Source organism: Azospirillaceae bacterium, assembly GCA_028283825.1.
Taxonomy (GTDB): Bacteria; Pseudomonadota; Alphaproteobacteria; order Azospirillales; family Azospirillaceae; genus Nitrospirillum.
Genome location: JAPWJW010000003.1, coordinates 1,974,798 through 1,999,155, shown reverse-complemented (window position 1 = coordinate 1,999,155; position 24,358 = coordinate 1,974,798). Strand labels below are relative to the sequence as shown.

25 protein-coding genes and 1 tRNA gene are annotated in these 24,358 nt (G+C 68.0%); 11 read left to right on the top strand and 15 right to left on the bottom strand.

Going from position 1 to position 24,358, the window contains the following annotated elements:
* Window positions 1-5: 5 nt before the first annotated feature.
* Window positions 6-548, top strand: coding sequence for a glutathione peroxidase (locus PW843_21065; GenBank protein ID MDE1149065.1), 543 nt, complete (start codon window positions 6-8; stop codon window positions 546-548).
* A gap of 155 nt (window positions 549-703) precedes the next feature.
* Here the strand turns inward: PW843_21065 and PW843_21060 are convergent, their stop codons facing one another.
* The 5 genes from PW843_21060 to PW843_21040 form a co-directional block, all read right to left on the bottom strand.
* Complete coding sequence (locus tag PW843_21060; protein ID MDE1149064.1) at window positions 704-1,459, bottom strand: gamma-glutamyl-gamma-aminobutyrate hydrolase family protein; 756 nt, start codon at window positions 1,457-1,459, stop codon at window positions 704-706.
* Between the two features lie 187 nt (window positions 1,460-1,646).
* Window positions 1,647-2,291 carry an outer membrane lipoprotein carrier protein LolA gene (locus tag PW843_21055; protein ID MDE1149063.1) on the bottom strand — a complete coding sequence of 215 codons (645 nt, stop codon included), beginning with the start codon at window positions 2,289-2,291 and terminating at the stop codon, window positions 1,647-1,649.
* Between the two features lie 132 nt (window positions 2,292-2,423).
* Window positions 2,424-5,174 (bottom strand): DNA translocase FtsK, encoded by a 2,751-nt coding sequence (locus PW843_21050; GenBank protein MDE1149062.1) that lies wholly within the window; start codon window positions 5,172-5,174, stop codon window positions 2,424-2,426.
* 116 nt (window positions 5,175-5,290) lie between these two features.
* Window positions 5,291-6,523, bottom strand: a complete 1,233-nt coding sequence (locus PW843_21045) for an aminotransferase class I/II-fold pyridoxal phosphate-dependent enzyme (protein MDE1149061.1) — start codon at window positions 6,521-6,523, stop codon at window positions 5,291-5,293.
* A 311-nt stretch (window positions 6,524-6,834) separates the two neighbouring features.
* Window positions 6,835-7,173, bottom strand: coding sequence for a P-II family nitrogen regulator (locus PW843_21040; GenBank protein MDE1149060.1), 339 nt, complete (start codon window positions 7,171-7,173; stop codon window positions 6,835-6,837).
* Between the two features lie 426 nt (window positions 7,174-7,599).
* Here PW843_21040 and PW843_21035 point away from each other — a divergent pair, with 426 nt between their 5' ends.
* From PW843_21035 to PW843_21025, 3 genes are all read left to right on the top strand, one after another.
* Window positions 7,600-8,850, top strand: a complete 1,251-nt coding sequence (locus PW843_21035) for a UbiH/UbiF/VisC/COQ6 family ubiquinone biosynthesis hydroxylase (GenBank protein ID MDE1149059.1) — start codon at window positions 7,600-7,602, stop codon at window positions 8,848-8,850.
* Between the two features lie 5 nt (window positions 8,851-8,855).
* Window positions 8,856-9,701 (top strand): tryptophan 2,3-dioxygenase, encoded by an 846-nt coding sequence (gene kynA / locus PW843_21030; protein ID MDE1149058.1) that lies wholly within the window; start codon window positions 8,856-8,858, stop codon window positions 9,699-9,701.
* A 116-nt stretch (window positions 9,702-9,817) separates the two neighbouring features.
* Window positions 9,818-10,024, top strand: a complete 207-nt coding sequence (locus PW843_21025) for a hypothetical protein (protein ID MDE1149057.1) — start codon at window positions 9,818-9,820, stop codon at window positions 10,022-10,024.
* Window positions 10,025-10,239: 215 nt separating this feature from the next.
* Here PW843_21025 and PW843_21020 read toward each other — a convergent pair.
* A protein-coding gene (locus PW843_21020) for an IS630 family transposase (GenBank protein ID MDE1149056.1) occupies window positions 10,240-11,300 on the bottom strand; the annotation gives its coding sequence in 2 pieces (ribosomal slippage) (window positions 10,240-10,808 and window positions 10,808-11,300; 1,062 coding nt in all).
* A gap of 327 nt (window positions 11,301-11,627) precedes the next feature.
* Here PW843_21020 and PW843_21015 point away from each other — a divergent pair.
* Window positions 11,628-11,906 carry a hypothetical protein gene (locus PW843_21015; GenBank protein MDE1149055.1) on the top strand — a complete coding sequence of 93 codons (279 nt, stop codon included), beginning with the start codon at window positions 11,628-11,630 and terminating at the stop codon, window positions 11,904-11,906.
* Window positions 11,903-12,181 (top strand): hypothetical protein, encoded by a 279-nt coding sequence (locus PW843_21010; protein ID MDE1149054.1) that lies wholly within the window; start codon window positions 11,903-11,905, stop codon window positions 12,179-12,181. Before PW843_21015 ends, PW843_21010 begins: the two co-directional genes overlap by 4 nt.
* A 19-nt stretch (window positions 12,182-12,200) precedes the next feature.
* On the opposite strand, the gene kynU is transcribed toward PW843_21010, so the two are convergent.
* Window positions 12,201-13,439, bottom strand: a complete 1,239-nt coding sequence (gene kynU / locus PW843_21005) for a kynureninase (protein MDE1149053.1) — start codon at window positions 13,437-13,439, stop codon at window positions 12,201-12,203.
* A gap of 161 nt (window positions 13,440-13,600) precedes the next feature.
* Here kynU and PW843_21000 point away from each other — a divergent pair, with 161 nt between their 5' ends.
* The 3 genes from PW843_21000 to PW843_20990 all read left to right on the top strand — a co-directional run bounded on the left by PW843_21000 (window position 13,601) and on the right by PW843_20990 (window position 18,107).
* A complete protein-coding gene (locus tag PW843_21000; GenBank protein MDE1149052.1) occupies window positions 13,601-16,036 on the top strand; it encodes a penicillin acylase family protein in 2,436 nt (811 codons plus the stop codon).
* Window positions 16,037-16,190: 154 nt separating this feature from the next.
* Complete coding sequence (locus PW843_20995) at window positions 16,191-17,279, top strand: hypothetical protein (protein ID MDE1149051.1); 1,089 nt, start codon at window positions 16,191-16,193, stop codon at window positions 17,277-17,279.
* Window positions 17,280-17,393: 114 nt separating this feature from the next.
* Window positions 17,394-18,107, top strand: coding sequence for an RNA pseudouridine synthase (locus PW843_20990; GenBank protein MDE1149050.1), 714 nt, complete (start codon window positions 17,394-17,396; stop codon window positions 18,105-18,107).
* Window positions 18,108-18,115: 8 nt separating this feature from the next.
* On the opposite strand, the gene PW843_20985 is transcribed toward PW843_20990, so the two are convergent.
* The 4 genes from PW843_20985 to PW843_20970 are packed head-to-tail and all read right to left on the bottom strand — an operon-like array spanning window position 18,116 to window position 20,663.
* Complete coding sequence (locus tag PW843_20985) at window positions 18,116-18,412, bottom strand: putative quinol monooxygenase (GenBank protein MDE1149049.1); 297 nt, start codon at window positions 18,410-18,412, stop codon at window positions 18,116-18,118.
* A 9-nt stretch (window positions 18,413-18,421) separates the two neighbouring features.
* Window positions 18,422-18,892: a DUF2269 domain-containing protein gene (locus tag PW843_20980; GenBank protein ID MDE1149048.1), complete on the bottom strand. Its 471-nt coding sequence runs from the start codon at window positions 18,890-18,892 to the stop codon at window positions 18,422-18,424.
* The gene (locus PW843_20975; GenBank protein ID MDE1149047.1) at window positions 18,892-20,199 is read right to left on the bottom strand and encodes an SDR family oxidoreductase; all 1,308 of its coding nucleotides are present in this window, start codon (window positions 20,197-20,199) and stop codon (window positions 18,892-18,894) included. The genes PW843_20980 and PW843_20975 overlap by 1 nt, the downstream gene beginning before the upstream one ends.
* Window positions 20,200-20,216: 17 nt before the next feature.
* Entirely contained in the window at window positions 20,217-20,663 is a 447-nt protein-coding gene (locus tag PW843_20970) for a DCC1-like thiol-disulfide oxidoreductase family protein (GenBank protein ID MDE1149046.1), read from the bottom strand.
* 162 nt (window positions 20,664-20,825) lie between these two features.
* Here PW843_20970 and PW843_20965 point away from each other — a divergent pair, with 162 nt between their 5' ends.
* Window positions 20,826-21,056 carry an AbrB/MazE/SpoVT family DNA-binding domain-containing protein gene (locus tag PW843_20965; protein MDE1149045.1) on the top strand — a complete coding sequence of 77 codons (231 nt, stop codon included), beginning with the start codon at window positions 20,826-20,828 and terminating at the stop codon, window positions 21,054-21,056.
* Between the two features lie 3 nt (window positions 21,057-21,059).
* Complete coding sequence (locus PW843_20960; GenBank protein ID MDE1149044.1) at window positions 21,060-21,455, top strand: type II toxin-antitoxin system VapC family toxin; 396 nt, start codon at window positions 21,060-21,062, stop codon at window positions 21,453-21,455.
* Between the two features lie 70 nt (window positions 21,456-21,525).
* Here PW843_20960 and PW843_20955 read toward each other — a convergent pair whose 3' ends face one another.
* The 4 genes from PW843_20955 to PW843_20940 all read right to left on the bottom strand — a co-directional run bounded on the left by PW843_20955 (window position 21,526) and on the right by PW843_20940 (window position 24,333).
* Window positions 21,526-21,873, bottom strand: a complete 348-nt coding sequence (locus tag PW843_20955) for a hypothetical protein (protein MDE1149043.1) — start codon at window positions 21,871-21,873, stop codon at window positions 21,526-21,528.
* Window positions 21,874-21,943: 70 nt separating this feature from the next.
* Window positions 21,944-23,209 (bottom strand): glucose dehydrogenase, encoded by a 1,266-nt coding sequence (locus PW843_20950; GenBank protein ID MDE1149042.1) that lies wholly within the window; start codon window positions 23,207-23,209, stop codon window positions 21,944-21,946.
* Window positions 23,210-23,408: 199 nt separating this feature from the next.
* Window positions 23,409-23,500 (bottom strand) — tRNA-Ser (locus tag PW843_20945).
* A gap of 83 nt (window positions 23,501-23,583) precedes the next feature.
* The gene (locus PW843_20940; protein MDE1149041.1) at window positions 23,584-24,333 is read right to left on the bottom strand and encodes a YggS family pyridoxal phosphate-dependent enzyme; all 750 of its coding nucleotides are present in this window, start codon (window positions 24,331-24,333) and stop codon (window positions 23,584-23,586) included.
* Window positions 24,334-24,358 lie beyond the last annotated feature (25 nt).

Genomic DNA, 24,358 nt, shown 5'->3' with positions numbered 1-24,358 from the left:
ACGCCATGAGCCTTTACGACATTCCCCTGACCCGCCTGGAAGGGCAGCCGGCCAGCTTGGGCGACTATCAGGGCCAGGTGCTGCTGATCGTCAACGTCGCGTCCAAGTGCGGGCTGACGCCGCAATACGCCGGCCTGACCGCACTGTACGACCAGTATGAGGGCCAGGGCCTGCAGGTCCTGGCCTTCCCCTGCAACGACTTCGCAGGCCAGGAGCCGGGCACGCCGGAGGAGATCGAGGAGTTCTGCCAGCGCAACTACGGCGTCCGCTTCTCCGTGTTCTCCAAGGTGCACGCCAATGGCGACGAGCGGCACGACCTGTACAAGGCGCTGATCGCGGCCCAGCCCAAGGCCCAGCCCAAGGAAGGTGGCCAGTTGCTGGCCAAACTGGCGCAGCACGGCCTGGCGCCCAAGAATGACAGCGACGTGGCCTGGAATTTCGAGAAGTTCCTGGTGGGCCGCGATGGCACCGTCATCGGCCGCTTCGCCCCTGACGTGACGCCGGACGACCCGGCCCTGGTCGGCGCCATCGAGAAGGCGCTGGGCTGATCTCACACCGGCGGCCTCGCCATGTCCTGATCCCATAGGGTGATCGGAGCGAAGCGACAAGGCCCCGACCGGGGCCGCCGGACTTTTCCGGGTAGCCGAAGGCGGACCGGAAAAGGAGGAAAGCCAAGGGCCGGATGGCCCGCCGGCGCCTGAGGCTACCGACCCCGGTTTTTCGCCCGATGCCGCACCGCATCGCCAAACGCCTTGAACAAGGCGACGCCGGCGGGGTCTTCCCAAAAGCGCCATTCGGGATGCCACTGCGCCGCCAGGGCGAAGGTGGCACCCTCCACCCACACAGCCTCAATCAGGCCATCCGGCGCGGTGGCCTCCACCGCCAGGCCCGGCGCCAGGCGGTCGATCCCTTGCTGGTGCAGGGAGTTGACCGTCAGCCGCTCACGCCCGGTGATGCGGGCCATCAGGCCCCCGGGCGTCAGGTCGACGGCATGGGCGGCGCCATACTGCACCTCCACCGGCTGGCTCTCATCATCGCGGTGGTCCATGAAGCCCGCCACGTCCTGCACCTTCTGGTGCAGGGTGCCGCCCAGCGCGACGTTCAGTTCCTGCAAGCCGCGGCAGATGGCGAAGATCGGCACATCGGCGTCCAACGCCGCGCGGAACAGGGGCAGGGTGGTGGCGTCGCGCCGCAGGTCGTGCAGCGTGCCCTCTTCCGAGGCCGGGCCCCGGTAGCGGTCGGGATGGACGTTGCTGGGGCTGCCGGTGAACAGCAGGCCGTCCAGGCCCGCCACCACCATGGCCGGATCAAATTGGTCACCCAGCGCCGGCAGCAGCACGGGCACGGCGCCGGTGCCGTCCGCCACGGCGCGCACATACTTGTCACCCACCACATGGAAGGGATGGCGGCCCAGCACGCGGAAATCGGCGCACAGGCCGACGATAGGTAGGCTCTTCATGGCGCGGGCCCTCCTTTTGCGCGCGGCATTTGAAATGCCGCCCCTCAATCGCCGGGCGCCAGCATCCGCTGGCTTGGGCTTCCTCGATTTCCAGTCCGCTCCGCTCCCCGGAAATCTCCGGCGACCCCAGTCGGGGCCTACAGTGGCATGAGGTTCTCCTCATGCCACTGATCCTTATTGGTCCGGATCAGTCCCGTTCCTTGCGGCGGCTGGGATCGCGGAAATAGAACTGGTCGTCGGCCAGGCTGACGCCGGTCTGGGGGTCCAGCAACGCCACCTCGGTATTGGCGCCCTGGGCGTCCAGCACCCGCCATTTCTTCAGGCCGAAGGGCTGTTCTTGGAACACCAGGGTCAAGCGGCCGAGGCCGGGATCCTTGGTCTGCACCAAGGTCACCTCCAGCACGCCGGCGCTGTCGTCCATCGAGGTGACGGTGACGTCGCCCGACAGCTTCAGATCCGGCCGCAGGATGAAGTCGGCCATGGTGCTGCCGATGGGGGCGTTGGACTGTTCCTTGGACTCGGCATCCCAGAAATAGACGAAGTGACCGTCGGCCACGATGAAGTTCTTGTTGGGCGGGTCGTAGTCGATGCGCATCTTGCCCGGCCGCTTCAGCTGGAAGGTGCCGCGCACCAGGCCGCCATCGGGGTTCACCTGCTGGAAGGTGGACTTCAGCGTCTGGATGCCGTTCAGGTAGGTCTCCACCTGATGCAGCTTGGCCTTGTCCTCATCGGTGAACTGGGTGGGCGGCTTGGCCGACGCGATGCCGGACAGGGCCAGCGGGGCAGCGGTCAGAACCAGGGCGGCGAACAGGGGGGCGAGGCGGCGGGTCATGGTGCCTTGGAGTTTCACCGCCCTTTAAGGCGGAATTGCGGTGCCGATACAAATGGTTGTGAAAGCGCGCCAAGGAAGGGGAGGGGGTGTATGTGGGTTTGTACGTCCGCCCCACCCCGTACGCGACGGCGATCAGCTTTCCCGGTCGTCGATGTTGCGGGCCAGCACCTCGCGCTTGCCGACATGGTTGGCGCGGCTGACCACGCCCTCCTGCTCCATGCGTTCGATCAGGCGGGCCGCACTGTTATAGCCGATGCGCAGGTGGCGCTGGATGAAGCTGGTGCTGGCCTTGCCCTCGCGGCAGACCACGGCCACCGCCTGGTCGTACAGCTCGTCACCCGAACTGCCGTTGCCGCCCGAACCACCGCCCCCGCCGTTGGGATCGTCGTCGAACGGGCTGGCCTCGTCCTCCTCCGTCACCGCGTCGACGTAGTTGGGTTCGCCCTGGGCCTTCAGGAACTTCACCACCTCCTCCACCTCCTGGTCACGGACGAAGGGGCCGTGGACGCGGGTGATGCGGCCGCCGCCGGCCATGTAGAGCATGTCACCCTGGCCCAGCAGCTGTTCGGCCCCCTGTTCGCCCAGGATGGTGCGGCTGTCGATCTTGGAGGTGACCTGGAAGCTGATGCGGGTGGGGAAGTTGGCCTTGATGGTGCCGGTGATGACGTCGACCGAGGGGCGCTGGGTCGCCATGATGATGTGGATGCCGGCGGCGCGCGCCATCTGGGCCAGGCGCTGGATGGCGGCCTCGATATCCTTGCCGGCCACCAGCATCAGGTCCGCCATCTCATCCACGATGACGACGATGTAGGGCAGTTCCGTCAGGTCGATGGGCTGGTCCTCGAACACCGGCTTGCCGGTGTCGGGGTCGAAACCCGTCTGGATGCGGCGGGTCAGCGTCTCGCCATTCTGGCGCGCCTCGCGCAGGCGCATGTTGTAGCCATCGATGTTGCGCACGCCCAGCTTGGACATGGCGCGGTAGCGGTCCTCCATCTCCCGCACCGTCCACTTCAGGGCCACCACCGCCTTCTTCGGGTCGGTCACCACCGGCGCCAGCAGGTGGGGGATGCCCTCATAGATGGACAGTTCCAGCATCTTGGGATCCACCATGATGAAGCGGCACTTTTCCGGCGGCAGCCGGTAGAGCAGCGACAGGATCATGGTGTTGATGGCGACCGACTTGCCCGAACCGGTGGTGCCGGCCACCAGCAGGTGGGGCATGCGGGCGAGATCGGCGATGATGGGCTGGCCGCCGATGTCCTTGCCCAGCACCAGGGCCAGCTTGTGCTGCGCCCGGTCGTAGCCGTCGGCCTCCAGCAATTCGCGCAAATAGACGGTCTCACGCTTGGCGTTGGGCAGTTCCACGCCGATGACGTTGCGGCCCGGCACCACGGCCACGCGCACGGAAACGGCGCTCATGGACCGGGCGATGTCGTCGGCCAGACCGATGACGCGGGACGACTTGGTGCCCGGCGCCGGTTCCAGTTCATAGAGGGTGACGACGGGGCCGGGATGGACCTTGCCGATTTCGCCCTTCACACCGAAATCGTCCAGCACGCCTTCCAGTAGCTGGGCGTTCTGGCGCAGCGCCTCTTCATTCACCGACGGGTTGCGGGCGGCGGGGTCGGGCAACTGCAGCAGTTCCACCGGCGGCAACTCATATTCACTGGGGCCGTCGGGTTCCAGATCCAGGCTGGGCTGCATGGCGGCCGGCGCCTTGCGGGCGATTTCCACCGGCTTGGCCTTGGGCGCCACCACGGTGGCCAGCGGGCGGCGGGGGGCGGCCTCACCCTCCACATTCAGTTCGCCATCGCGGGAGCCATCGCGATCATCGCCGGCGCTCAGGCCCGGGCGGTCCATCGGCGGGATGGACAGGCTGGGTTCGCGGCGGATGCCGTCACCGAAGCCAGGCTCGCGCCGCGCAGGCGGCGCCTCACGCTTCGGCGCGGACAGGCCGCTCAACTTGTCGGCCAAGCCGCCGGTGAGGTTGCCGATGCCATCCTTCAGGCCACCCAGCTTGCCTGCCAGGCCGCCCTCCAAGGCCGAACCGGCGGCGGCACGCAGGCGCCCCGCCAAGCCGGAGGGCGCATCTTCCAGCACCTCGTCCTCGGCTTCGTACTCCGGCTCATATTTGGGTTCGGGACGGGCGGAGCGGCCGCCGGCGCGGACGGCGGCCGGCTTGGGCTTGCCCACCGGGCGCCACTGGCTGGCGCGGCGAAGGGTGGAATAGGTGGCGCCGATGGCGGCGAAGGCCTGATAGAAGGGCACGCCCAGGGCCACGACGATCAGCGCCATGGTGGCCAGCGCCGTCACCAGGCCCAGCAACACCGGGCTGCTGAAGCCTAGATGGCTGTGGATGAACTGATCGACCAGGGTGACGATGACACGGCCGACATTGCCGCCCGCCCCGCCATCGAAGGGATGGGAGATGCCGCCCAGCGTGACGGCGGCCAGGGTGACGGCGAACAGGCCGGCGGCCAGGCGCCCGGCCCAGAAACCCGGCGGATCATGCCGCAGCACGCGCACGCCCCAGCCGGCGATGATGACCGCCATGATGTAGGACGCCAGGCCGAAGCATTGCACCAGCACGTCGGCGACGTAGGACCCCGGCGCCCCCGCCACGTTGTGGACGGCGCCGTGCGGCCCGGCCGTGTTCAGCGACGGGTCGTTGGGGTTGTAGCTGAACAGGATGGCGGCCAGCGCCAGCGCCAGCAGAATGATGCACAGCCCCCCCACCTCCGTCACCCGTCGCACCAGGAACTGCGACGCGCCATCGGGCAGCAGGCCGCCGCGCCGGCGCTTGGGCCCGCCGCCGGTGGGACCGTTGGACATGGGGTCGCGGGAACCCCGCGAACCGGGGGAGGGGGCAAGGCGGGTCGTCATGGGCCGTCGCTCGTCCTTGGAACTAAAAATGAAACGCCGAAACCGGCTTTGAGGCTTTAAAGGCAGTGTCAGGCAACTTTATGACAGGCACGCCACACCCCCGGTTGGGGGCGCCTTCAGCCGAGCACCCGGGCCAGGGTCTCACACGCCCGGCCCACCGTCTCGGCATCGTGCACCAGGGCCACCCGGATGTAGGACTTGCCGATGTTGACACCGTCGACCACGGACCGGGTGAAGTAGGCGCCGGGGATGACACGCAAGCCCGCCTCCGCCCACAGGGCGCGGGTGGCGGCCTCACCATCCCCCACCTCCAGCCACAGGAAGAAGCCGCCGGCCGGCCGGTAGAAGCCATAGCGGCCGGACAGTGCGGCTTCCGCCGCGTCGATCTTCTGGCGGTAGAGGCGCCGGTTCTCCGCCACATGCGCGTCGTCGGACCACAGGGCGATGGCCGCCGCCTGCGCCGGCAGGGGGTTGCCGGCCAGGGTGTAGTTGCGCAGGCGGGTGAAGGCCTGGATCAGCGCCGGGTCGCCGGCGATGAAGCCGGAGCGCAAACCCGCGGCGCTGGACCGCTTGGACAAGGAGTTGAAGACCAGCAGGTTGGCGGTACCCTGGCCCAAGGCAAGGGCGGCCTCGAACGCGCCGGGCGGCGGGGCCTTGTCCCAGATCTCGGCATAACATTCGTCCAGCGCCAGGACGAAACCGTGGGTCCGGGCCAGCCCGATGGCCTTCTTCAGATAAGCCAGGTCCGCCACCGCCCCTTGCGGGTTGGACGGCGTGCACAGGTACATCAGCGCCGTGCGCGCCAGCACGTCGGCCGGCAGCGCGTCCAGGTCGGGTAGGAAACCCGTCTCGCGCGTCGTGGGCATGAACACCGGTTCCGCCCCCGCCAGCACCGCCGCCCCTTCATAGACGGCATAGAACGGGTCGGGGATCAGCACCACCGGCCGGGCGCCCGCCTTCATCTGCGGCACGGCCAGCAAGGGCACCTGGAACAGGGCCTCGCGCGTGCCGGTGGCGGGCAGGATGCCCCGGTCCATATCCACAAAGCCGGCCGGCAGGCCGTAGCGGCGGCACAGCCAGCCATGGATGGCGGCGCGGAACGCCGGTGTGCCGGTGGGCAGGGGATATTTGCCCCAGTCGGCCAGGGGCGCCGACGCCAACGCCTGGGCCAGCAGGGCCGGCGGTTCGTGCTGCGGCTCACCGATGGACAGCATCAGGGGCGTGGTGTTGCTGCGCGGCGTCAGGTCAGCCAGCAGGGCCGTCAGACGGGGGAAGGGATATTCCGACAGTTCCCCCAGACGGCCGTTCAGGGCCGGGGCGGTGATAAGGGGGGCAGCCGCCAAATCCATGGGCAAGAATCACGTCCGCACGTATCGGGAAGAAGGCCCGATATTAGACGCCGCCCCCTGCCCGCACAAGCGTTCCAGCGCCGTACACCGGCTGACGGCCGGCCGGAAAGCGCCTTTGAATCCGCGCGCTTGCCCCTAAATACTTAGAAATACGGTGAAATGTGGCGCTGACGCGGAACGGTGCCAAACAAAGCGCTTTTAAATAGGCCCCGACCGGGGCTGCCGGAGTTTTGCGGGAAGCCGAAGGCGGACCGCAAAACGAGGAGCAGGCAAGCGGCCGGATGGCCGCGCCCGCCGCCTGAGGGAACACTTCAGAGTGCCACGCCACCGCGCTCGCCGGTGCGGATGCGCACCGCCTCGGCGATGTTCATCACGAAGATCTTGCCGTCGCCGATGCGGCCGGTGTTGGCGGTGGCCTGGATGGCCTCCACCACACTTTCCATCTGGTCGTCGGCCACCGCCACCTCGATCTTTACCTTGGGCAGGAAGTTCATGGCGTATTCGGCACCGCGATAAATCTCCGTCTGGCCGTTCTGCCGACCACAGCCGCGCACCTCGCTGACCGTGACCCCCAGATGCCCCATGCCGGCCAACGCCTCACGCACCTCATCCAACTTGAACGGCTTCACCACCGCCACCACGAGCTTCATCGGCTTTCCTCGAACCAGGGACTTGGGCGCCCCAACGGCCATCGTCCTTAACACCCCCGCTTGCCCCCTGTTGCGGGGGCCGCCCCTGCCAGGACGATGACGACGGCGGTGTTTAGGCGCCTCACGTCTTCAAGAAGCGTGCCGCGTGATAGCGACCGCGACGCTTACCCCCAAAGATCAAGGCCGACCCATGGCCACGGCGGCCCAGTGCTGCCGCTTTTTGCGGCTTTCAGCCCGCGAACCGCGCCGTCGTGCCTGTGTCATATTTTTGACCAGGCTCAAAAACCACTCTACTGCATAAATTATAGGCATATCCGGTCCCAGGAACGATCATGTGCGCGGCGCTGGACAAGCGGGCGGCCCGCCGCGATGCTGCGCCTCTGTTCCGCCGCCGCCCGTTGCGGTCCCGATGCCAAGGCTTGTCCAATGTCCACCGACGCCCCGACGCCCCCCAGCGCCCCTGACATGGTTTTCGATGTCGCCATCGTGGGCGGCGGCCTGGCCGGCCTGTCGCTGGCGGCGGCCCTGGGCACGGCCGGTGTGCCCACCGTCTGTATCGACCGCGACAGCCCGACCCGCCAGCTGGAAGACACCTTCGACGGCCGCACCACCGCCATCTCCCACGGCAGCATGAAGATCCTGGCCGGGGCGGGGGTGTGGGCCCACCTGAACGGTGATGCCGGCCCCATCCTGGACATCCGCGTCACCGACCAGAACCGGCCGACCTTCCTGCACTACGACCACCGCGAGGTGGGCGACGCCCCCTTCGGCTATATCGTGGAGAACATCGTGCTGCGCCGGGCGCAGTTCGCCCGCCTGGCCGACCTGCCATCCGTCACCCATCTGGCGCCGGTGGAGGTGACGGCGCTGGACCGCGGCGCCAACGCCGCCACCATCACCCTGGCCGACGGCCGCACCATCCGCGCCCGCCTGGTGGTGGGTGCGGACGGCCGGGGCAGCCTGTGCCGCAAGGACGCCGGCATCAAGCTGTCGGGCTGGAAGTACGACCAGACCGCCATCGCCGTGACGGTGGAACATGAGTTCCCCCATCATGGCGTGGCGGTGGAGATGTTCCTGCCCAGCGGGCCGTTCGCCATGCTGCCGCTGACCGGCAACCGCACCTCCATCGTCTGGTCGGACAAGAGTGCCGCCGTGCCGCATTACATGGCACTGGACGACGCGGCGTTCACCGCCGAGCTTCAGGCCCGCGTCGGCGACTGGCTGGGGGCCGTGCGCCCCATCGGCGGGCGCTACGCCTATCCCCTATCGCTGCAGCACGCCGAACGCTACATCGACCGCCGTCTGGCCCTGGTCAGCGAGACCATCCACGCCATGCACCCCATCGCCGGGCAGGGCCTGAACATGGGCCTGCGCGACCTGGCGGCATTGGCGGAGGTGATCGTGGATTCCTGGCGCCTGGGCCTGGACGTGGGCGGCGCGGCCACGCTGGAGCGCTATCAGCGCTGGCGCCGGTTCGACAATGTCAGCCTGCTGGGCGTGACCGACGGCCTGACGCGCCTGTTCTCCAACGACATCGGGCCGCTGAAGCTGGCGCGCGGCCTGGGCCTGGCCGCCGTCAACGCCCCGCCCCTGATGCCGCTGAAGAAGCTGTTCATGCGCCACGCCATGGGCATCGTCGGCGAACTGCCGCGCTTGGTGCGTGGCGAGCCGCTGTAAGCGCCATGCCGTCCGACACGAAACCGGGCCAGGTGGATTTGTCGGGGGAGGGCATCCACCAATCCCCCGACCTCAGCTATGGCGCCTATCTGGGCCTGGACCAGTTGTTGGCGGCGCAGCACCCGCGATCCGACCAGCATGACGAGTTGCTGTTCATCGTCATCCACCAGGCGTCCGAATTGTGGATGAAGCTGAGCCTGCATGAGTTGCGCGCGGCCCTGCGCCAGATCCGGGCCGACGATCTGGGCCCGGCCCTGAAGATGATCGCGCGGGTCAGCCGTATCCAGGCGCAGTTGATCCAGTCCTGGGACGTGCTGGCCACCATGACGCCGGCCGACTACAGCCTGATCCGCCCGCATCTGGGGCAGAGCAGCGGTTTCCAGTCCTACCAGTACCGCCAACTGGAATTCCTGCTGGGCAACAAGAACGCCGGCATGATCCCAGTGCACCAGGGCGATCCTGAGACGCACGCCGCCCTGGTGGCCGCCCACGCCCAGCCCAGCCTGTATGACGAGACCCTGCGCCTGCTGGCCCGCCGGGGCTTCGCCATCCCGGCCGACCTGCTGGACCGCGACTGGACCCAGCCGCACAGCAGCCACCCGGCGGTGGAGGCCGCCTGGCTGGCCGTCTACCGCGAGCCTGGCCGGCACTGGGACCTGTACGACCTGGCGGAAAAGCTGGTGGATCTGGAATACCGCTTCCAGCAATGGCGCTTCAGCCACATGAAGACGGTGGAACGCATCATCGGCTTCAAGCCCGGCACCGGTGGCACCGGTGGAGTGAGTTATCTGGTGAAGGCGCTGGACCTGAAGTTCTTTCCGGAGCTTTTCAGCGTGCGGACGTCTTTATGAGAAGCATTCCACAATAAGGCTTTCTACCAGATGGCTAGTTGCCCTCAGGTTTAATCCCCTTAATTGATCTGCGGCTGGTCCTGACCGGCCTACGGGTGAATTGGAGGGAGTGTGAGATGGCCGATATCGTCACGCTGAATCACCGCTGGCTTCAAGATGACGCGATGGGCCTGTTGCTGAATGAGGCCATGTGCGACTTCGCCCTTCTCAACCAGACGCCATCCCCACAAAGCGCCCGCGCCCTTGTCGCGGGATTATGTTTGATCCGGATGAGTGACAGTTTCCGATTCGCGTTCGAGAAAGAACTGGATGCCCTGACATAAACCGGGCTGGGGGCCTTTCTATTCCTGGGTGATCATGACCAAGTTTCAGGTGACGGAGAATCCAGATGAATATCCCTTCGCCCTGACTGACCGTGAATTTGCCTATTACGCCACCAAGAACTTCGGCGGGAAAATTGCGGACGTTCAAGGAATATATAAACCGCCCAGCTTTTACTCAGCTTTGGCAAACGATGTTTTATACCAAAGAGCGTTAATTACGACCCATGTGCCCACTGCCTGCGTCCAATGGACATGATGCGGTAAGGCTGTTCGACGAGTTTGTTCCAGGCGTGGCAGCAGTGCTCGACGATGTCGTCATAGTTCTGGAAGATGCGATTTGAGAGCCAGTTGTCGCGCATGAACTGCCAGAGGTTTTCGACGGGGTTGAGTTCCGGGCAGCGGGGCGGCAAGGGCATGAGCGTGATGTTGGCTGGCACAATGAGTTCGGCCGAGCTATGCCAACCGGCCTGATCAAGGATGAGGACGGCGTGCGCGCCCGGCGCGACGTGGACGGCGATTTCCTGGAGATGGCTGTTCATCGCGGCGGTGTTGCAGCGGGGCATGACGATGCCGGCCCCTTTGCCCTCGGCGGGGCAGATGGCGCCGAAGATCCAGGCCGAGGTCCGGCGCTGATCCTTCGGTGCTGACGGCCTGGTACCAATCCTGGCCCAACGCCGGGTGAACTCGGTCTGCTGGCCGATCCGCGCCTCGTCCTGCCACCACAACTCTATGGGCGTTCCCGGCGGGAGGTGGTGCCGGATGCCCGCCAGGCGGGTTGCGAAGGTTTTTTAAAATCGGTGATGTCCTCGGGCTTCTGGCCGCGATGGCGCGGCCGGGCCGAGAGCTTGCGATAGCCCAGCGCGCGCAATTCGCGGCCAAGGGTGAAGCGCGTCACCGACACACCAAACTCATCCCACAGCAACTGGGCCAGATCGACAAGCCGCCAGCGCACGACGCCATGCACGGCCGGGATCGGCCCGGCTTCGACGGCCGCGGCCAGGCGCGCGCGCTGTGTATCGTTCAGCAACGGCACTTTGCCGGGCGCCTTGCGTGTAGCCAGGCCGTCCGGGCCATCCGCGTTGAAACGAAGAACCCAATCCCGCACGATCTGCAGCGTCACACCAGCCGTCCTGGCCGCTTCACCCCGGCTCCGGCCGTCGAGGATCTGCGCCAGGGCCAACAACCGCCGAACCTGGTCAGCATCGCCGCATCGGCGCGCGAATTGGCGCAAAGCCGCCGCTGAATAATCCGAACGAACCTCAACTGCCGAACCCATCGCAAGCCTCCTCTTTGCCTGCTCTGGTGAATCAGAAAATCAGCCCGAAGGGAATCCCCTTAGCGAGAGTCGCCATCAGCGCTCGTTGGTATTAGTCGTTATAGCTGGTGTTGCCGCGAGCATATTCGTTGCCGCCGCGATACCGGAGGTGGCTGGGGCCGCCGCCATCAGCGGCGCCGCGTTTGGAACGGCGTCGGCACGCGCCGTCGTGTCAACCACGGTAGGGGCCGTGACCAGCCATCTCTTGCCCGGCGGATCCTGGGAGGCCGCACGCCTGAACCGGCTGTTGCCTCGTTATGTGACGGAATACAGCCGCCGGATGATGCAATGACGCTGCGGGCTTTTAGAGGGTGGATGGTACGCGGCAGCGGATGGTGGGGCCTGGCGGGCTGCGTTTTCACGCTTCTGACCCAGGCGGACCGCAGATATGATTACGCCACCCTAGGCATGGCCGTCGCTGCCATGGGCGCCTGGGGATTGGTGTCGCAGGCGAAAATTCCGGGCAACCGCTTTGAGCGGCGGCTTCCGGTTTTCAAGTTCCTGCTCTGTCTGTGCCTTGCCGGGACCGGTCTGGCGGCCGTGATGTTCTTCGTCAACCAGCAATGACGCCGCAGACTTTTAAAGAGTGGATAGTACACCACAGCCGATGGTGGGCCCTGGCGGGCTGCGTGTTCGCGTTTCTGGCCCAGGGGGATCGCAGATACGATTACGCCACCCTGGGCATGGCCGTCGCCGCCATGGGCGCTTGGGGATTGGTGTCACAGGCGAAAATTCCGGGCAACCGCTTTGAACGGCGGCTTCCGGTTTTCAAGTTCCTGCTCTGTCTGTGCCTTGGCATGACCGGTCTGGGGGCCGTGCTGATCTTCGTCAATCAGCCGTGAAACCGGTCCGTCCGCCTAGTCACGTCACCGCCGCCCGCGCGTGGAAGCGCGCTTCTTTCCACACGCCCGTTTCCATGATGTCCACCAGGTGCGCCACCGCGTCCCACACGTCCACATACCGGATATAGAGCGGGGCGAAGCCGAAGCGCAGGACGTCGGGGGCGCGGAAGTCGCCGATGACGCCGCGCTCGATCAGCGCCTGGACGATGGCGTAGCCGTGTTCATGCCCTAGGCTGATCTGGCTGCCGCGCCCGGCACTGTCACGCGGGCAGAGGATTTGGAAGCCGTGGGCGCCCAGGCGCTGGTCCACCAGGTCCAGGAACAGGTCGCCCAGGCGGCGGGACTTGGCGAAGAGGGCGGTCCGGTCCACGCCGGCCAGGATCTTCACCCCCTCCTCCAGCGCCGACAGGCCCAGGATGGCCGGCGTGCCGCAGAGGTGGCGGGTGATGCCGGATGCCGGGCGGTAATCGTCGCCGAACTGGAAGGGGGCGGCGTGGCCCATCCAGCCGGACAGGGGCGGGCGGATCGCATCCTGGTGGCGCGCGGCCACGAACAGGAAGGCCGGGGCGCCGGGGCCGCCGTTCAGATATTTATAGCCGCAGCCCACCGCCAGGTCGGCATCGCAGCCATTGAGGTCCACCGCCAGCGCGCCGGCGCTGTGCGACAGGTCCCACAGGGTCAAGGCACCCACGGCGTGCGCCTGGGCGGTCAGGGCCGCCATGTCGTGCACCCGGCCCGTCTTGTAATGCACGTGGGTCAGCAGCAGCAGGGCGACGTCCTCAGTCAACGCCTCGGCCAGGCCATCGGGCGGGACGGTGCGCACCTCCACCCCGTCGCCCAGCAATTCGGCCAAGCCCTGCATGACGTAGAGGTCGGTGGGGAAATTGCCGGGTTCCGACAGGATGACCCGCCGGCCGGGCCGCAGTTTCAAGGCGCCCGCCGCCATTTTGAACAAATTGACCGACGTGCTGTCGGCGGCGATGACCTCACCCTTCGCCGCCCCCACCAGCGGGGCGATCAGGTCGCCGACGCGGGCCGGCAGGGTGATCCAGTCGGCGCTGTTCCAGCTGCGGATCAGGTCGCGGCCCCATTCCTGGTCCACCACCCGGGCCAGGCGGGCCCGTGTCGCCTTGGGCAGGGCGCCCAGGGAATTGCCGTCCAGGTAGATGAGGCCGGGGGGCAGGTCGAACGCGTCGCGGCAGGCGGCCACCGGGTCCTGGGCGTCCAGCGCCGCCGAGTCGTCACGCGTCCAGGCCATGGCCGGCGTCCCCCATGCTTATTCGTCCGCGCTGACCATAACCACCGTGCCCCCCCGGATCCATCCCTGCGATTTGTTGCCAGAGGCCAACACATTGGTTGAGAATGCGCCGGCATCAGGAACGGCGCCCCATGAACCGGGCCCGAGGCATGGGGACAGGAATGGCAACGACGACCGACCGCCGCACCGGGCGCCGGGTTCTGGTATGGCTGGGCGGCATCGCCGGGGTGGGCGTCGTGGGCCTGGTCGGCGCGTTCGGCTTCGGGGCGTGGAGCCTGCGGGCCAGCCTGCCGCAGCTGGAGGGCACGGCCAGCATCCCCGGCATGAACGCCGCCGTGACGGTGGAACGGGATGAGGCGGGCGTGCCCACCCTGACCGGTCCCGACCGCACCAGCCTGGTTTATGCCCTGGGTTTCCTGCACGCCCAGGAACGCTTCTTCCAGATGGATTTGATGCGCCGCACGGGCGCCGGCGAACTGGCTGACCTGTTCGGGCCGGACGCCGTGCGGTTTGACAATCCCCACCGCCTGCACCGTTTCCGCGCCCGCGCGCAAGCCGCGGTGGAACGCGCCAGCCCGGAGGAGCACGCCCTGCTGGCCGCCTATGCCGCGGGCGTGAACGCCGGCCTGGACGCCCTGGGCCATGAACCGTTCGAATACGCGATGCTGCGCCAGCATCCCAAGCCCTGGCGGCTGGAAGACGCGCTGCTGGTCATCGACGCCATGTATTTCGACCTGCAATCCAGCGACGGGTGGGATGAACGCCGCCTGGCGCTGGCGACCGACACGCTGGGCGCGCCCATGGCCGGCTTCCTCTACCCCAAGGGGACGGAACTGGACGCGGCGGTGGACGGCAGCTTCCTGCCCGAGCCGCCCATGCCGGACAGCTACACCCCCGTCATCAACCCGGCGCGCACCGGCCAGGCGGACCCGGCGCCGGCGCAAAACGAACCGTTAGCCCGGGGCAGCAACAACTGGGCGGTGGGCGGGGCCCTGACCGCCACCGGCGCCGCCATGGTGGCCAACGACATGCACCTGGGCCTGCGTGAGCCCAACACCTGGTACCGCGCCCGCCTGGTGGTGAAGCCGGCCGGCGCCGACGCGCCCAGCCTGGACCTGATCGGCGTCACCCTGCCGGGCAACCCCTTGATGGTGGTGGGCAGCAACAAGCACGTCGCCTGGGGCTACACCGATGCCTATGCCGATACCGGCGACGTGGTCATCCTGGAACCGGTGGACGGCGACCCCGACCGCTACAAGACGCCGGACGGCCCCCGCACCCTGGTCAAGCATATGGAGCCGCTGTGCCCCACCACCTGCCCCAGCCTGATGGTGGAGGACAGCATCTGGGGCCCCGTGGTCGGCACCGACGCCCAGGGGCGCAAGCTGGCCTATCGCTGGGTGGCGCACGACATGGGGGCGGAGGTGATGACCGCCGGCGTGGCCCTGGAACAGGCGGGGTCGATGGATGAGGCGGTGGCCATCGCCCACCGCCTGCCCATCCCCAATGAAAACATGATGATCGCCGACACCAAGGGCAACATCGCCTGGACGGTGGTGGGCCTGGTGCCGCGCCGCTTCGGCCATGACGGCACGCTACCGGCATCGTGGGCCGACGGCAAGGCCGGCTGGGCCGGCTATCTGTCGCCGGCGGAGGTGCCGGTGGTCTCCAACCCCGAAAAAAGCCGCCTGTGGACCGCCAACACCCGGGTGGTCGGCGGCGACGCCCTGGCCAAGCTGGGCTTCGGCACCTATGCCCTGGGGGCCCGCGCCGGCCAGATCCGCGACGATCTGCTGGCCAAGGACAAGTTCGCCGAACAGGATCTGATGGCCATCCAGCTGGACGACCGCGCGCCCATGCTGGATTACTGGCAGCGCCTGATGCTGCAGGCCCTGGGCGAACGGGTCAGCGACCCGACGCTGGCCAACCTGGTGGCGCCGGTGGAAAGCTGGGGCGGCCGCGCCGCCATCCCGTCCGTGGGCTATCGCCTGGTGCGCACCTTCCGCGCCGCCCTGATCGACCGGCTGTACCAGGCCTACACCGCCCCGCTGGCCGGGGCGGCGGGCGAGCATGGGGGCGACCTGGTCAGCCCGCAGGCGGAAGGCCCGGCCCGGCGCCTGCTGACCGCCAAGCCCGCCGGCCTGGTGCCACCCGGCTACAAGACCTGGGACGCCCTGGTGGACGCCGCCCTGAAGGACGTGCGCGACCGCATTGAGCAGAACGCCGGCGGCGACATCGCCCGCTTCACCTGGGGCGACCGCAACCGCCTGGCCATCCACCACCCGCTGTCCAGCATCGTGCCGTCGCTGTCGCCTTATCTGGACCCGCCGGTGGAACCCGTCGCCGGCGATGTGTACCAGCCGCGCGTGACCGCCCCCAGCTTCGGCGCGTCGGAACGCCTGGTGGTGTCGCCGGGGCATGAGGACACCGGCCTGTTCCACATGCCCACGGGGCAGAGCGGCCACCCCATGTCGCCCTATTACAACAAGGGGCATGAGGACTGGGTGCAGGGCAAACCCACCCCGCTGCTGCCCGGCCCGACACGCTGGCGCCTGCTGCTGGCGCCGGCGCCGGAAGGCACGCCAGCCAAGCCCTGACGGGAAAAGGCTGCCGCGAACCCGGCAGGTTTTTCCCGGCGGAAACGGTTGGATGTTTGCTTATAGTGCACTAATGCATTGATTCTTATGCGATCAATGTGTGGCCCATCTCCTGCTTGGTACCCCCCGGTTCAATCTTCGGGGTGCGTGCATCATGGATGGCGGCGTTGTCACCGGTCTGGCCTCAACCGGGGCGGAATCCGAGGCCCCCAGCGGTTCCTTCGCCCGGGCGTACCAGGAGGCGCACGCCGCCGCCGGCATCCAGCGCCTGGCGGTGACGCCGGTGCTGGACCTGATGGACGAGACCGGCGATCCGGACGCGCTGGACGCCTATCTGGCCCAGGCCCATGCCGACCTGACGTTCAGCCGCGACAATGTCGACCGGTTGAAAGGCAACATGCACCTGGTCTTCCTGTTCCGCGATTTCCGCCACCGCCTGGCCTCCGCCATGGAGCGGATGAAGGACACCGGTGCCGGTCCCTTCGCCGCCCTGCCCAGCTGGATGGACGCGCACCAGCGCTTCGGCCTGTTGCGCACCGCCGGCTGCCTGGGCCTGAACCGGGAACTGGATCTATGGATAGCCGACCTGGACGCCCGGGGCGGGCGCGACGAGACGCCCATCGCCTGCCCCTTCGGCCGCATGGCCCGCGCCGCCCGCCGTTTCTTCGCGGCATCGCCCCTGTACCGCCGCGCCGACCATTCGGTGCTGAGCATCGCCAAGACCGGCAGCAACACCGCCCTGCACGTGTGCTGGAGCCTGGTGGAGGCCGCGTATTACCTGGGCGTGGACCTGCCGGCGGACGAGTGGCGCGCCCTGCTGTGGCGGTCGCGCAAGGAGATCGCCACCCTGGCGTCCGGCAGCCTGGGCATGATCGTCGCCTTCCTGGAGGCCGCCCACCTGCACCCCCACGGCGACTCGGCCGTCAACCCCACGACGCAGGAGGGATCGCCCTTCCGCCTGGTGGGGACGGGAGCGGACCGCCGCCTGGACCTGCGGCTGGACGGCATCGCCCCGGTGACCACCGGCCACGACCGGCTGTTCACCGGCTGCCCCGCCTTCCATGTCGGCGGCATGATCGACACCTATCTCGGCTGGGTGCTGGACATCGCCCTGCACCATGGCCTGAACCGCCAGCCGGTGCGGGCCGCGGTACCATCGCCTTTCGCCGCCCTGGTCGCACCCCTGGGCGCCGGCCGCCCGGCGATGCAGCATGTGGCGGCCGGTGCCGCACGCGACCCCTGATCCTCACGGGGACTGGACGGCAGGGTGTGGGCGGGGGTAAGGACCTGTCCCATGCCCCGCCCCAAAGCCGCCCCCGCCAGACCAGCTCCGCCCAAGCCCACCGGCCCCCGCAGCATGACGCCGGCGGAGATGGAGGCGCGCGTGCTGTACCGCGACGCGCTGATGCTGATCATCGACAAGCCGGCGGGCCTGCCCGTGCACGCCGGCCCCGGCGGCGGCGACAATCTGGAACGCTATTTCGACGCGCTGCGCTTCGGCCTGCCCCGGGCGCCCACCCTGGCCCACCGCCTGGACCGCGACACCAGCGGCTGCCTGGTGCTGGGCCGCCACCCCAAGGCGCTGCGCAAGCTGGGCAAACTGTTCCAGGACGGCCGCGTGGCCAAGACCTACTGGGCGGTGGTGGCGGGGTCGCCCCCGGCCAAGGAGGGCCATATCGAGGCCAGCCTGTTCAAGCGCACCAACAAGAACGGCTGGCGCATGGAGGTGGTGCCCGACGGCACGCCCGACGCGCAGGCCAGCGTCACCGACTACAGGGTGCGCGGCCGGGCGGACACGCCGGACGGCCCCCTGACCTGGGTGGAACTGTACCCCCACACCGGCCGCACCCACCAGATCCGGGTGCACATGGCCCATGTCGGCTGCCCCCTGCTGGGCGATCCGGCCTATGGCGGGCCCAAGCAGGCGCTGGGGGCGGAACAGCCGCTGCACCTGCATTCCCGCGGCATCATCCTGCCGCTGTATCCCAGCCGCGACCCGGTGGGCGCCGAAGCCCCCGTGCCCGCCCACCTGCGGGCAGCGCTGAAGCGCTGCGGCTGGGCGGGGGATTGACGGCCGCGTCAGAAGCCGAGCACGTCCAGCGGAAAGCGGGTGCGGACCAGCGTGCCCTCCGCCTGGGCATCCATCCACGCCTTCCAGGCCCGGAAATGGGGGGTGGCGTAATGGGCGTCCAGCGCCGCCTGGTCGGCAAACACCTCCCACAGGAAATAGACGCCGGGTTCATCCTTGGCGGCGGCGAAATCGAAACGGCGACAGCCGGGCTCCGCCCGGCTTTCACGTACATTGACCTCCTGCAGCGCCAGGACCTTTTCCCGGGCACCCTCGGCCACTTCCAGGCGGATCAGTTGGGCGATCATGGGCATTCCTTATAGTGAGGGCTTGGTCACCATCAGCCAGATGATGCCCAGCACGGCGGCGAAGGCGGGAAAACCGAAAGCGAACCATACCCGGAACAGGCGGAAATAGGCCGGCGGCAGGGGCTGGCCCGTACGCATGGCCGTACGCGCCAGATCACGCAGGCGGATCTGCATCCACACCACCGGCAGCCAGAAGACGCCGGTGACCAGATAGAGGACAAGGCTGAGGCCGATCCAGTCGCCGAACAGCGGATACCCCGCCAGGTGGGCCAAGGTGGCGCCGGTGATGGGCTGCACCACCACGGCGCTGGCGGTGAACAAGGTGTCGGCCACCACCACGACGTGGGCGGTGTGGGCGATCAGGGCCGCGTCCCGGCTGCGGTGGGCCATCACCATAAAAAAGGCAATGCCCGCACCAGTGCCGAACAGGACGGCGGCGCCGATGATGTGGGCCACCTTGACCAGGTCATAAAGGTCCATCAGCGCTCATCCAGCAAAGCCAGGGCGACCAGGGCCAACATGGCGGCCGGCAAAGTCTTCAGGAACGGACCCATGGGGTCCAGCCACAAATCCGGCCGCCACAGCGTACCGCCCGCCATGTACGCCACCGACAACAGGACCATGCCCCGCAAGGCGGTCGCCGCCCACCGGCGAAAGGCGACACCCACGCCCAGAGCCACGTCGATCACCGATCCCGCCACCACCGCCAGGGTGGCAAGACCGGGCGCCATGCCGGCTGTGGTCAGCACGGCGGCAGCGGCCGGCACGCGCAGCAGGCCGACCAGACCGGAGACGGTCCAGAAAAATGATAGCATCGCCAGCATTGCCGGCTTCAGGAAATAAATTTTGGCGAACCAACGTTCCTGAACCCCGGCCGGCCCGGCGGCCAGCATCTGGTCCAGGCCCAGGGGCACAAGGTCGAGGTCACGCGCCATGGCCCCACCGTCGCCGGAAATGCCGCCGCGCAACTGCTCCAGCGTGGCGGTGCGCAAGGGGCTGCGCCAGCCCGCCCAAGCCAACGCGTCGGCCGCCCGCGCCGCCAGCCGCGCCCATCGTGGGGGCAGGGGCAACAGGCGCGCCGCCGGCAAACCCAGCCAGCGGCGCAGCCTGGTCACCAAGTCTGCCAGGGTGATCACTTCAGCATGGACCAGATCGATGGTGCGGCGGGCGGACGTCTCCGGCAGCACGGCGCGGGCCACGGCCAGCGCCACATCGGTCGCCGCCACCACCTGGACCTGGGATTCCGCGTGCACCACGGGCAGCACGATGGGGAAGGCGGCCAGCCCGCGCAGCAAGGCGCTGCCGCCATAGGCGGCCGGCGCCAGCACCAGGCCGGGGCGCAGGATGATCCAGTCCAGCGTGCTGTCGCGCAGCAGCGTTTCGGTGGCGAGTTTGCTGTCGTTGAAGGCATCGCCCCGCGTGCCCAGCCCCCGCCCAGGCGCCACGCCGGCGGCGGAAATGTGGACCAGGCGCCGTACGCCCGCCTGCATGCAGGCCGCGACCAGCCGCGCCACGCCGTCGACATGTACCGCCCGCAGATCGTCGCGGGGACTATCCTGCAAGGCGCCGGCGCAATTGACCACGGCGTCCACGCCGGTCAGCAAGGGGGCCCAGTCCGCCTCATCGGCGGTGGCAAGGTCGATGGCCACCCAGCTCATATCCGGCTGGCACCGGACGGCGATGGCAACGCTGCGCCCCGCGCCCACCACCGTGTGGCCATCGCCGCGCAGGCGCGCCACGACGCAGGTGCCGATCAGGCCATAGGCGCCGATGACCAGGATGCGCATGCCCGCCCCTCATATCCCTAGGCGATGAACCGGTCGCGTTCGTCCGGGGTGGGAAGGTAGCAGACCTCGCGTTTGCCGAACCAGCGCAGGCGGTTGCGTGCGACAATGCTGTAGAGGGCGTCGCGTACGCCCACGGGCAGGACGCGCCCCACCGCCATCAGCGACCAGGGCAAGCCCAGCGCCTCGAACACAGCCATGGAGCCGTCGGACTTCAGCCGCAGCACGCCGTCCTCCAGCACCAGGTTGCTCTGGTAATCCACTGGATCCAGCCCGTAATGGCGGTAAAGCGCCGTGCCCAGCGGCGTCTGCGCCGCCAGCAAGCGGAAACGCCGCCGCCGGTCGTGCCGCAGGACGAACCGGGCGAAGCCGGAACACATCACGCAATGCCCATCGAAGACGAGGACGGGCCGGTCATCAGGGAAGGACGGCACCGCCGGGTCGGCGCGATAGCTGTAGGGGGACATGATTTCACCGGAGCGGCGATAAGGATCGGAGGTGGTTGATTAAAGACTAACTCCCTATCGTCCCGCATTCTTTTCCAGTGCTCAACTCAGTATGTATATACATGGATTGACGCGTTTATGGACCGAGCATATCGTGAGGCTTTCGGATATCCGGAGTCTGTCATGGCCCTCACGCGCGTTTTCAAATCAGGAAACAGTCAGGCTGTGCGTATCCCGGCTGAAATGGCGTTCGCCGACCTGGGCATCGAATTGCATATCGCGCGCGTCGGCGACGTGATCACCATTTTCCCAGCCCGCCAGAACCTGAAGGAAGCAGTGGAAGCCCTGCGCGCCATGCCCAAACCCCCGACGGTCGAGGTGCGGGAAGCGCCGGACGTGCCGGACAGGGAGTGATCCTTGGCTTATCTGATCGATACCAATATCGCCATCCATGCCCGTGACGGGACGGATGCGGTACTGGAGAAACTGGCCCAGCATTCCGGCGCCGTCCTGTTGTCGGCCTTGAGCCTCGCTGAATTGCAGAGGGGGCTTTACAAAGATCCCGCCCATACAGGACTACGCCAGCAGCGGTTGGCTATCTTGCTGCCTCACCTACCCATCCTGCCGTTCGATGGGGCGGCTGCGGCGGCCTACGGACGGATCATCGCCCAATGCGGATGGGTCAAGGGCCGGGACTATGATCGCATGATCGCCGCGCACGCCATCAGCACAGGTTCCATCCTGGTGACGAACAACCGTGCTGACTTTCAGGATATCCCCGGCCTGACGCTGGAAGACTGGACGATCCCCTAAACTCCCAGCCAGCACCCCGACGTGACGTTCGGCGCCGTCGCGGCTGAAAACCAGATCCTCCGCCATGGGTCTAATTCAGCGCCTGTTCCAGTTCGGCGATATGGTTGCCGTAGGAACCCAAGGTCGCCGGGTCACAGGGCGCCTGTCGCGAACTCATGTCCGCCGGCAGGGCGGCCGGAAAAAAGCGGTCGCCGTATGTATCGACCAGCCGCGCCCGGGCATCATCGAAGCGCCGGTTGAAAAGGTCGAACCGGGCCTGATCCATGTCCCGGCAGCCGCGTGTCGTCACCAGCATGCGGAAATAGTTCGCCTTGCTGTACAGCATGACGAACATCCCCTGGCGCCCTGGTTCCGATATTGAGCCTTGCGCCGCCGCCGGCCCAAGGGTGACGCCCGCTTGCAAAAGCAGGGCAATCATCACCGCCCCCACCGTCCGCGCCCCCATGTTCCCTCCATCCGGTCATCTCGAAACCCCAATGGGGCAAGAGCTAGCCACCGGCACGGGCCAAGCGCAAGAGGGTGCCGTTGTGGTCCTCGGTGATCAAAACGCTGCCGTCGGGCAGGCGGGCCAGCACCACCGGTGCGCCCTGGGGATGGTCGTCCTTGGCCACGTCCCAGCCCCAGACCACGTCATGCAGGGGCCCGGTGGGGCGCCCCTGGGCATCCACCGGCAGGGCCACGATGCGATGGCCGGTGTCGCGATAACCGTGCAGGCCGATCAGCACCTGGCCGGCCAGGCCCGGCAAGGACCCATCCATATAGGGCAGCAGGCCCAGGGGGGCCGAATGCGGCGGCAACAGCAGGGTGGGGGCCTGGCGGGCCTGGCAATCCGGCCCGCCACCGGCCGACTTGGCGTACTCCGGGCTGGGCAGGCCGTTGTCATAACAATAGGGCCAGCCGTAATCGGCGCCGGGCCGCACCGCCAGGTACAAATCGTGGGGCACGTCGTCATCCGACAGCGCCGGGTCGGCAGCGGAGATGTCGTCGCGCGCGTTGGCGGCGGCGACCAGTTGCCCGCCCGGCATCAGGCCCAGGGCCATGGCGTTGCGCAGGCCCCGGGCATAGGGCGCCATCCCCCGCACGTCCACCGGCGGCGCGCCGGGTTTAAGGTCCGGCGTCAGGTGCAGCAGCACACCGCGCGGTGCCGGCCCCACGGTTTCGGGGCAGGGCACGGCGGGGTCGGGCGGGGTGTCGTCGCCCTTGCCTTTGCCCGGGCCCTCGCAATGGTCGGTGCCGGATCCCACGTTGACGAACAGCGACCCGTCCGGGGCCAGCACCACCGCCGCCAGCGGATGCCGCCCCTCACGCGGCAGGCCCACCACCACGTCGCGCAGACTGGCCTTCACGTCGGCGGCATTGGGATCCAGGGTGACCAGCCGGCCCACCACGCTCATGTACAGGCGGCCGTCCGGCGCCGGTGCCAGTACGTTGGGTTCGTCCAACCCGGTCAACAACACCTCTGGTGCTGCACGGCCATCGTCGCGCAAGCGCAGCAGCCGGCCATGCCCCAGGCGCCAGCCGCCACCCAGATCGACGACATAGATGTCATGCCCCATCACCGCCACGCCGCGGGCGAAGCCCAGCTTGGCCGCCACCAGGCCCACGCACAGGCCCGGCGCCGCCTTCAGATGCACGGCGGGGAAGCCATCACATTGGGCGGCATCCGTGGCATAGCCGATGCGCACCCTGGCCACGGCCGGCGACGCCAACAGCAGCAGGGCGGCAGCCAGGCAAAGACGGCGCAAAGTGGTCATGATAACTTCCCCTCAAGGATCCAGACGGTCCCGTAACAGGCATGTGGAGGAAGGTAAGGCGGGCATCATCCGCCGGCCAGCCTGAATGAGCGGCACGCGCACCGGCGGCGCGGACGATCCGTTGATCGTCCGCGTCCGTGGTCGCCAGAATTTTCATGCTGGGCCGCCCATGGCGGCGTTACGCCCTGTTCGGCGTAAATGGCGGAGGGGATGGGATTCGAACCCACGATACGGTTTTGGCCGTATACCCGCTTTCCAGGCGAGCGCCTTCAACCACTCGGCCACCCCTCCGTCCGGAATGGGGCGGGACCATATAGAGACATCGCCCATCCGGCAAGTGCCTTTTCGCGAGGTCCCGCACGTCCCCGTTTTTCTCAGGATTCGCCCGGGGTTCCGGCCGGCTCCGCCGCGTGGGACGCGCGTTCGCCGAACAGCGCCGTGCCCACGCGGACGTGGGTGGCACCCATACGCACGGCCAGATCGTAATCGCCGCTCATGCCCATCGAGACCTCCGCCACCCCGGCCCGGCGGGCCAGGTCGGACAGCAGGGCGAAGTGCATGGCCGGCTCCTCCTCCGCCGGCGGGATGGCCATCAGGCCGGATATCACCAACCCGTGAACGTCGCGGCAGGCGGCCAGGAAGCCCGGCAAATCGGCGGGGGCGATGCCGGCCTTCTGCGGTTCCTCACCCGTGTTGACCTCAACCAGCAGGCGGGGCAGGCGGCCCTGGCGCTTGCCCTCAGCGGCCAGCGCCTCGGCCAGGCGGGGACGATCCACGGTCTGGATGACGTCGAACAGGGTGACCGCGTCCTTCACCTTGTTGGTCTGCAACGGGCCGATCAGGTGCAGTTCAACGTCCGGGTATTCGGCCTTCAGGTCCGTCCACTTGGCCTTGGCCTCCTGCACCCGGTTCTCACCGAACACCCGCTGGCCGGCGGCCAGGGCCTGGCGGATCTTTTCCACCGGCTGCACCTTGGACACCGCCACCAGCGTGACGGCGGCGGGATCGCGGCCCACGGCCCGGGCGGCGTCGGCGATGACACGACGCACGGTTTCCAGCCGGGTGGGCACATCGGCGTCGGCGGCGGGGGCGGGCGGGGCGGGTGGCTTGCTGCTGCGGGTCATGATCGATTTGCTATGCTGCGGTTGT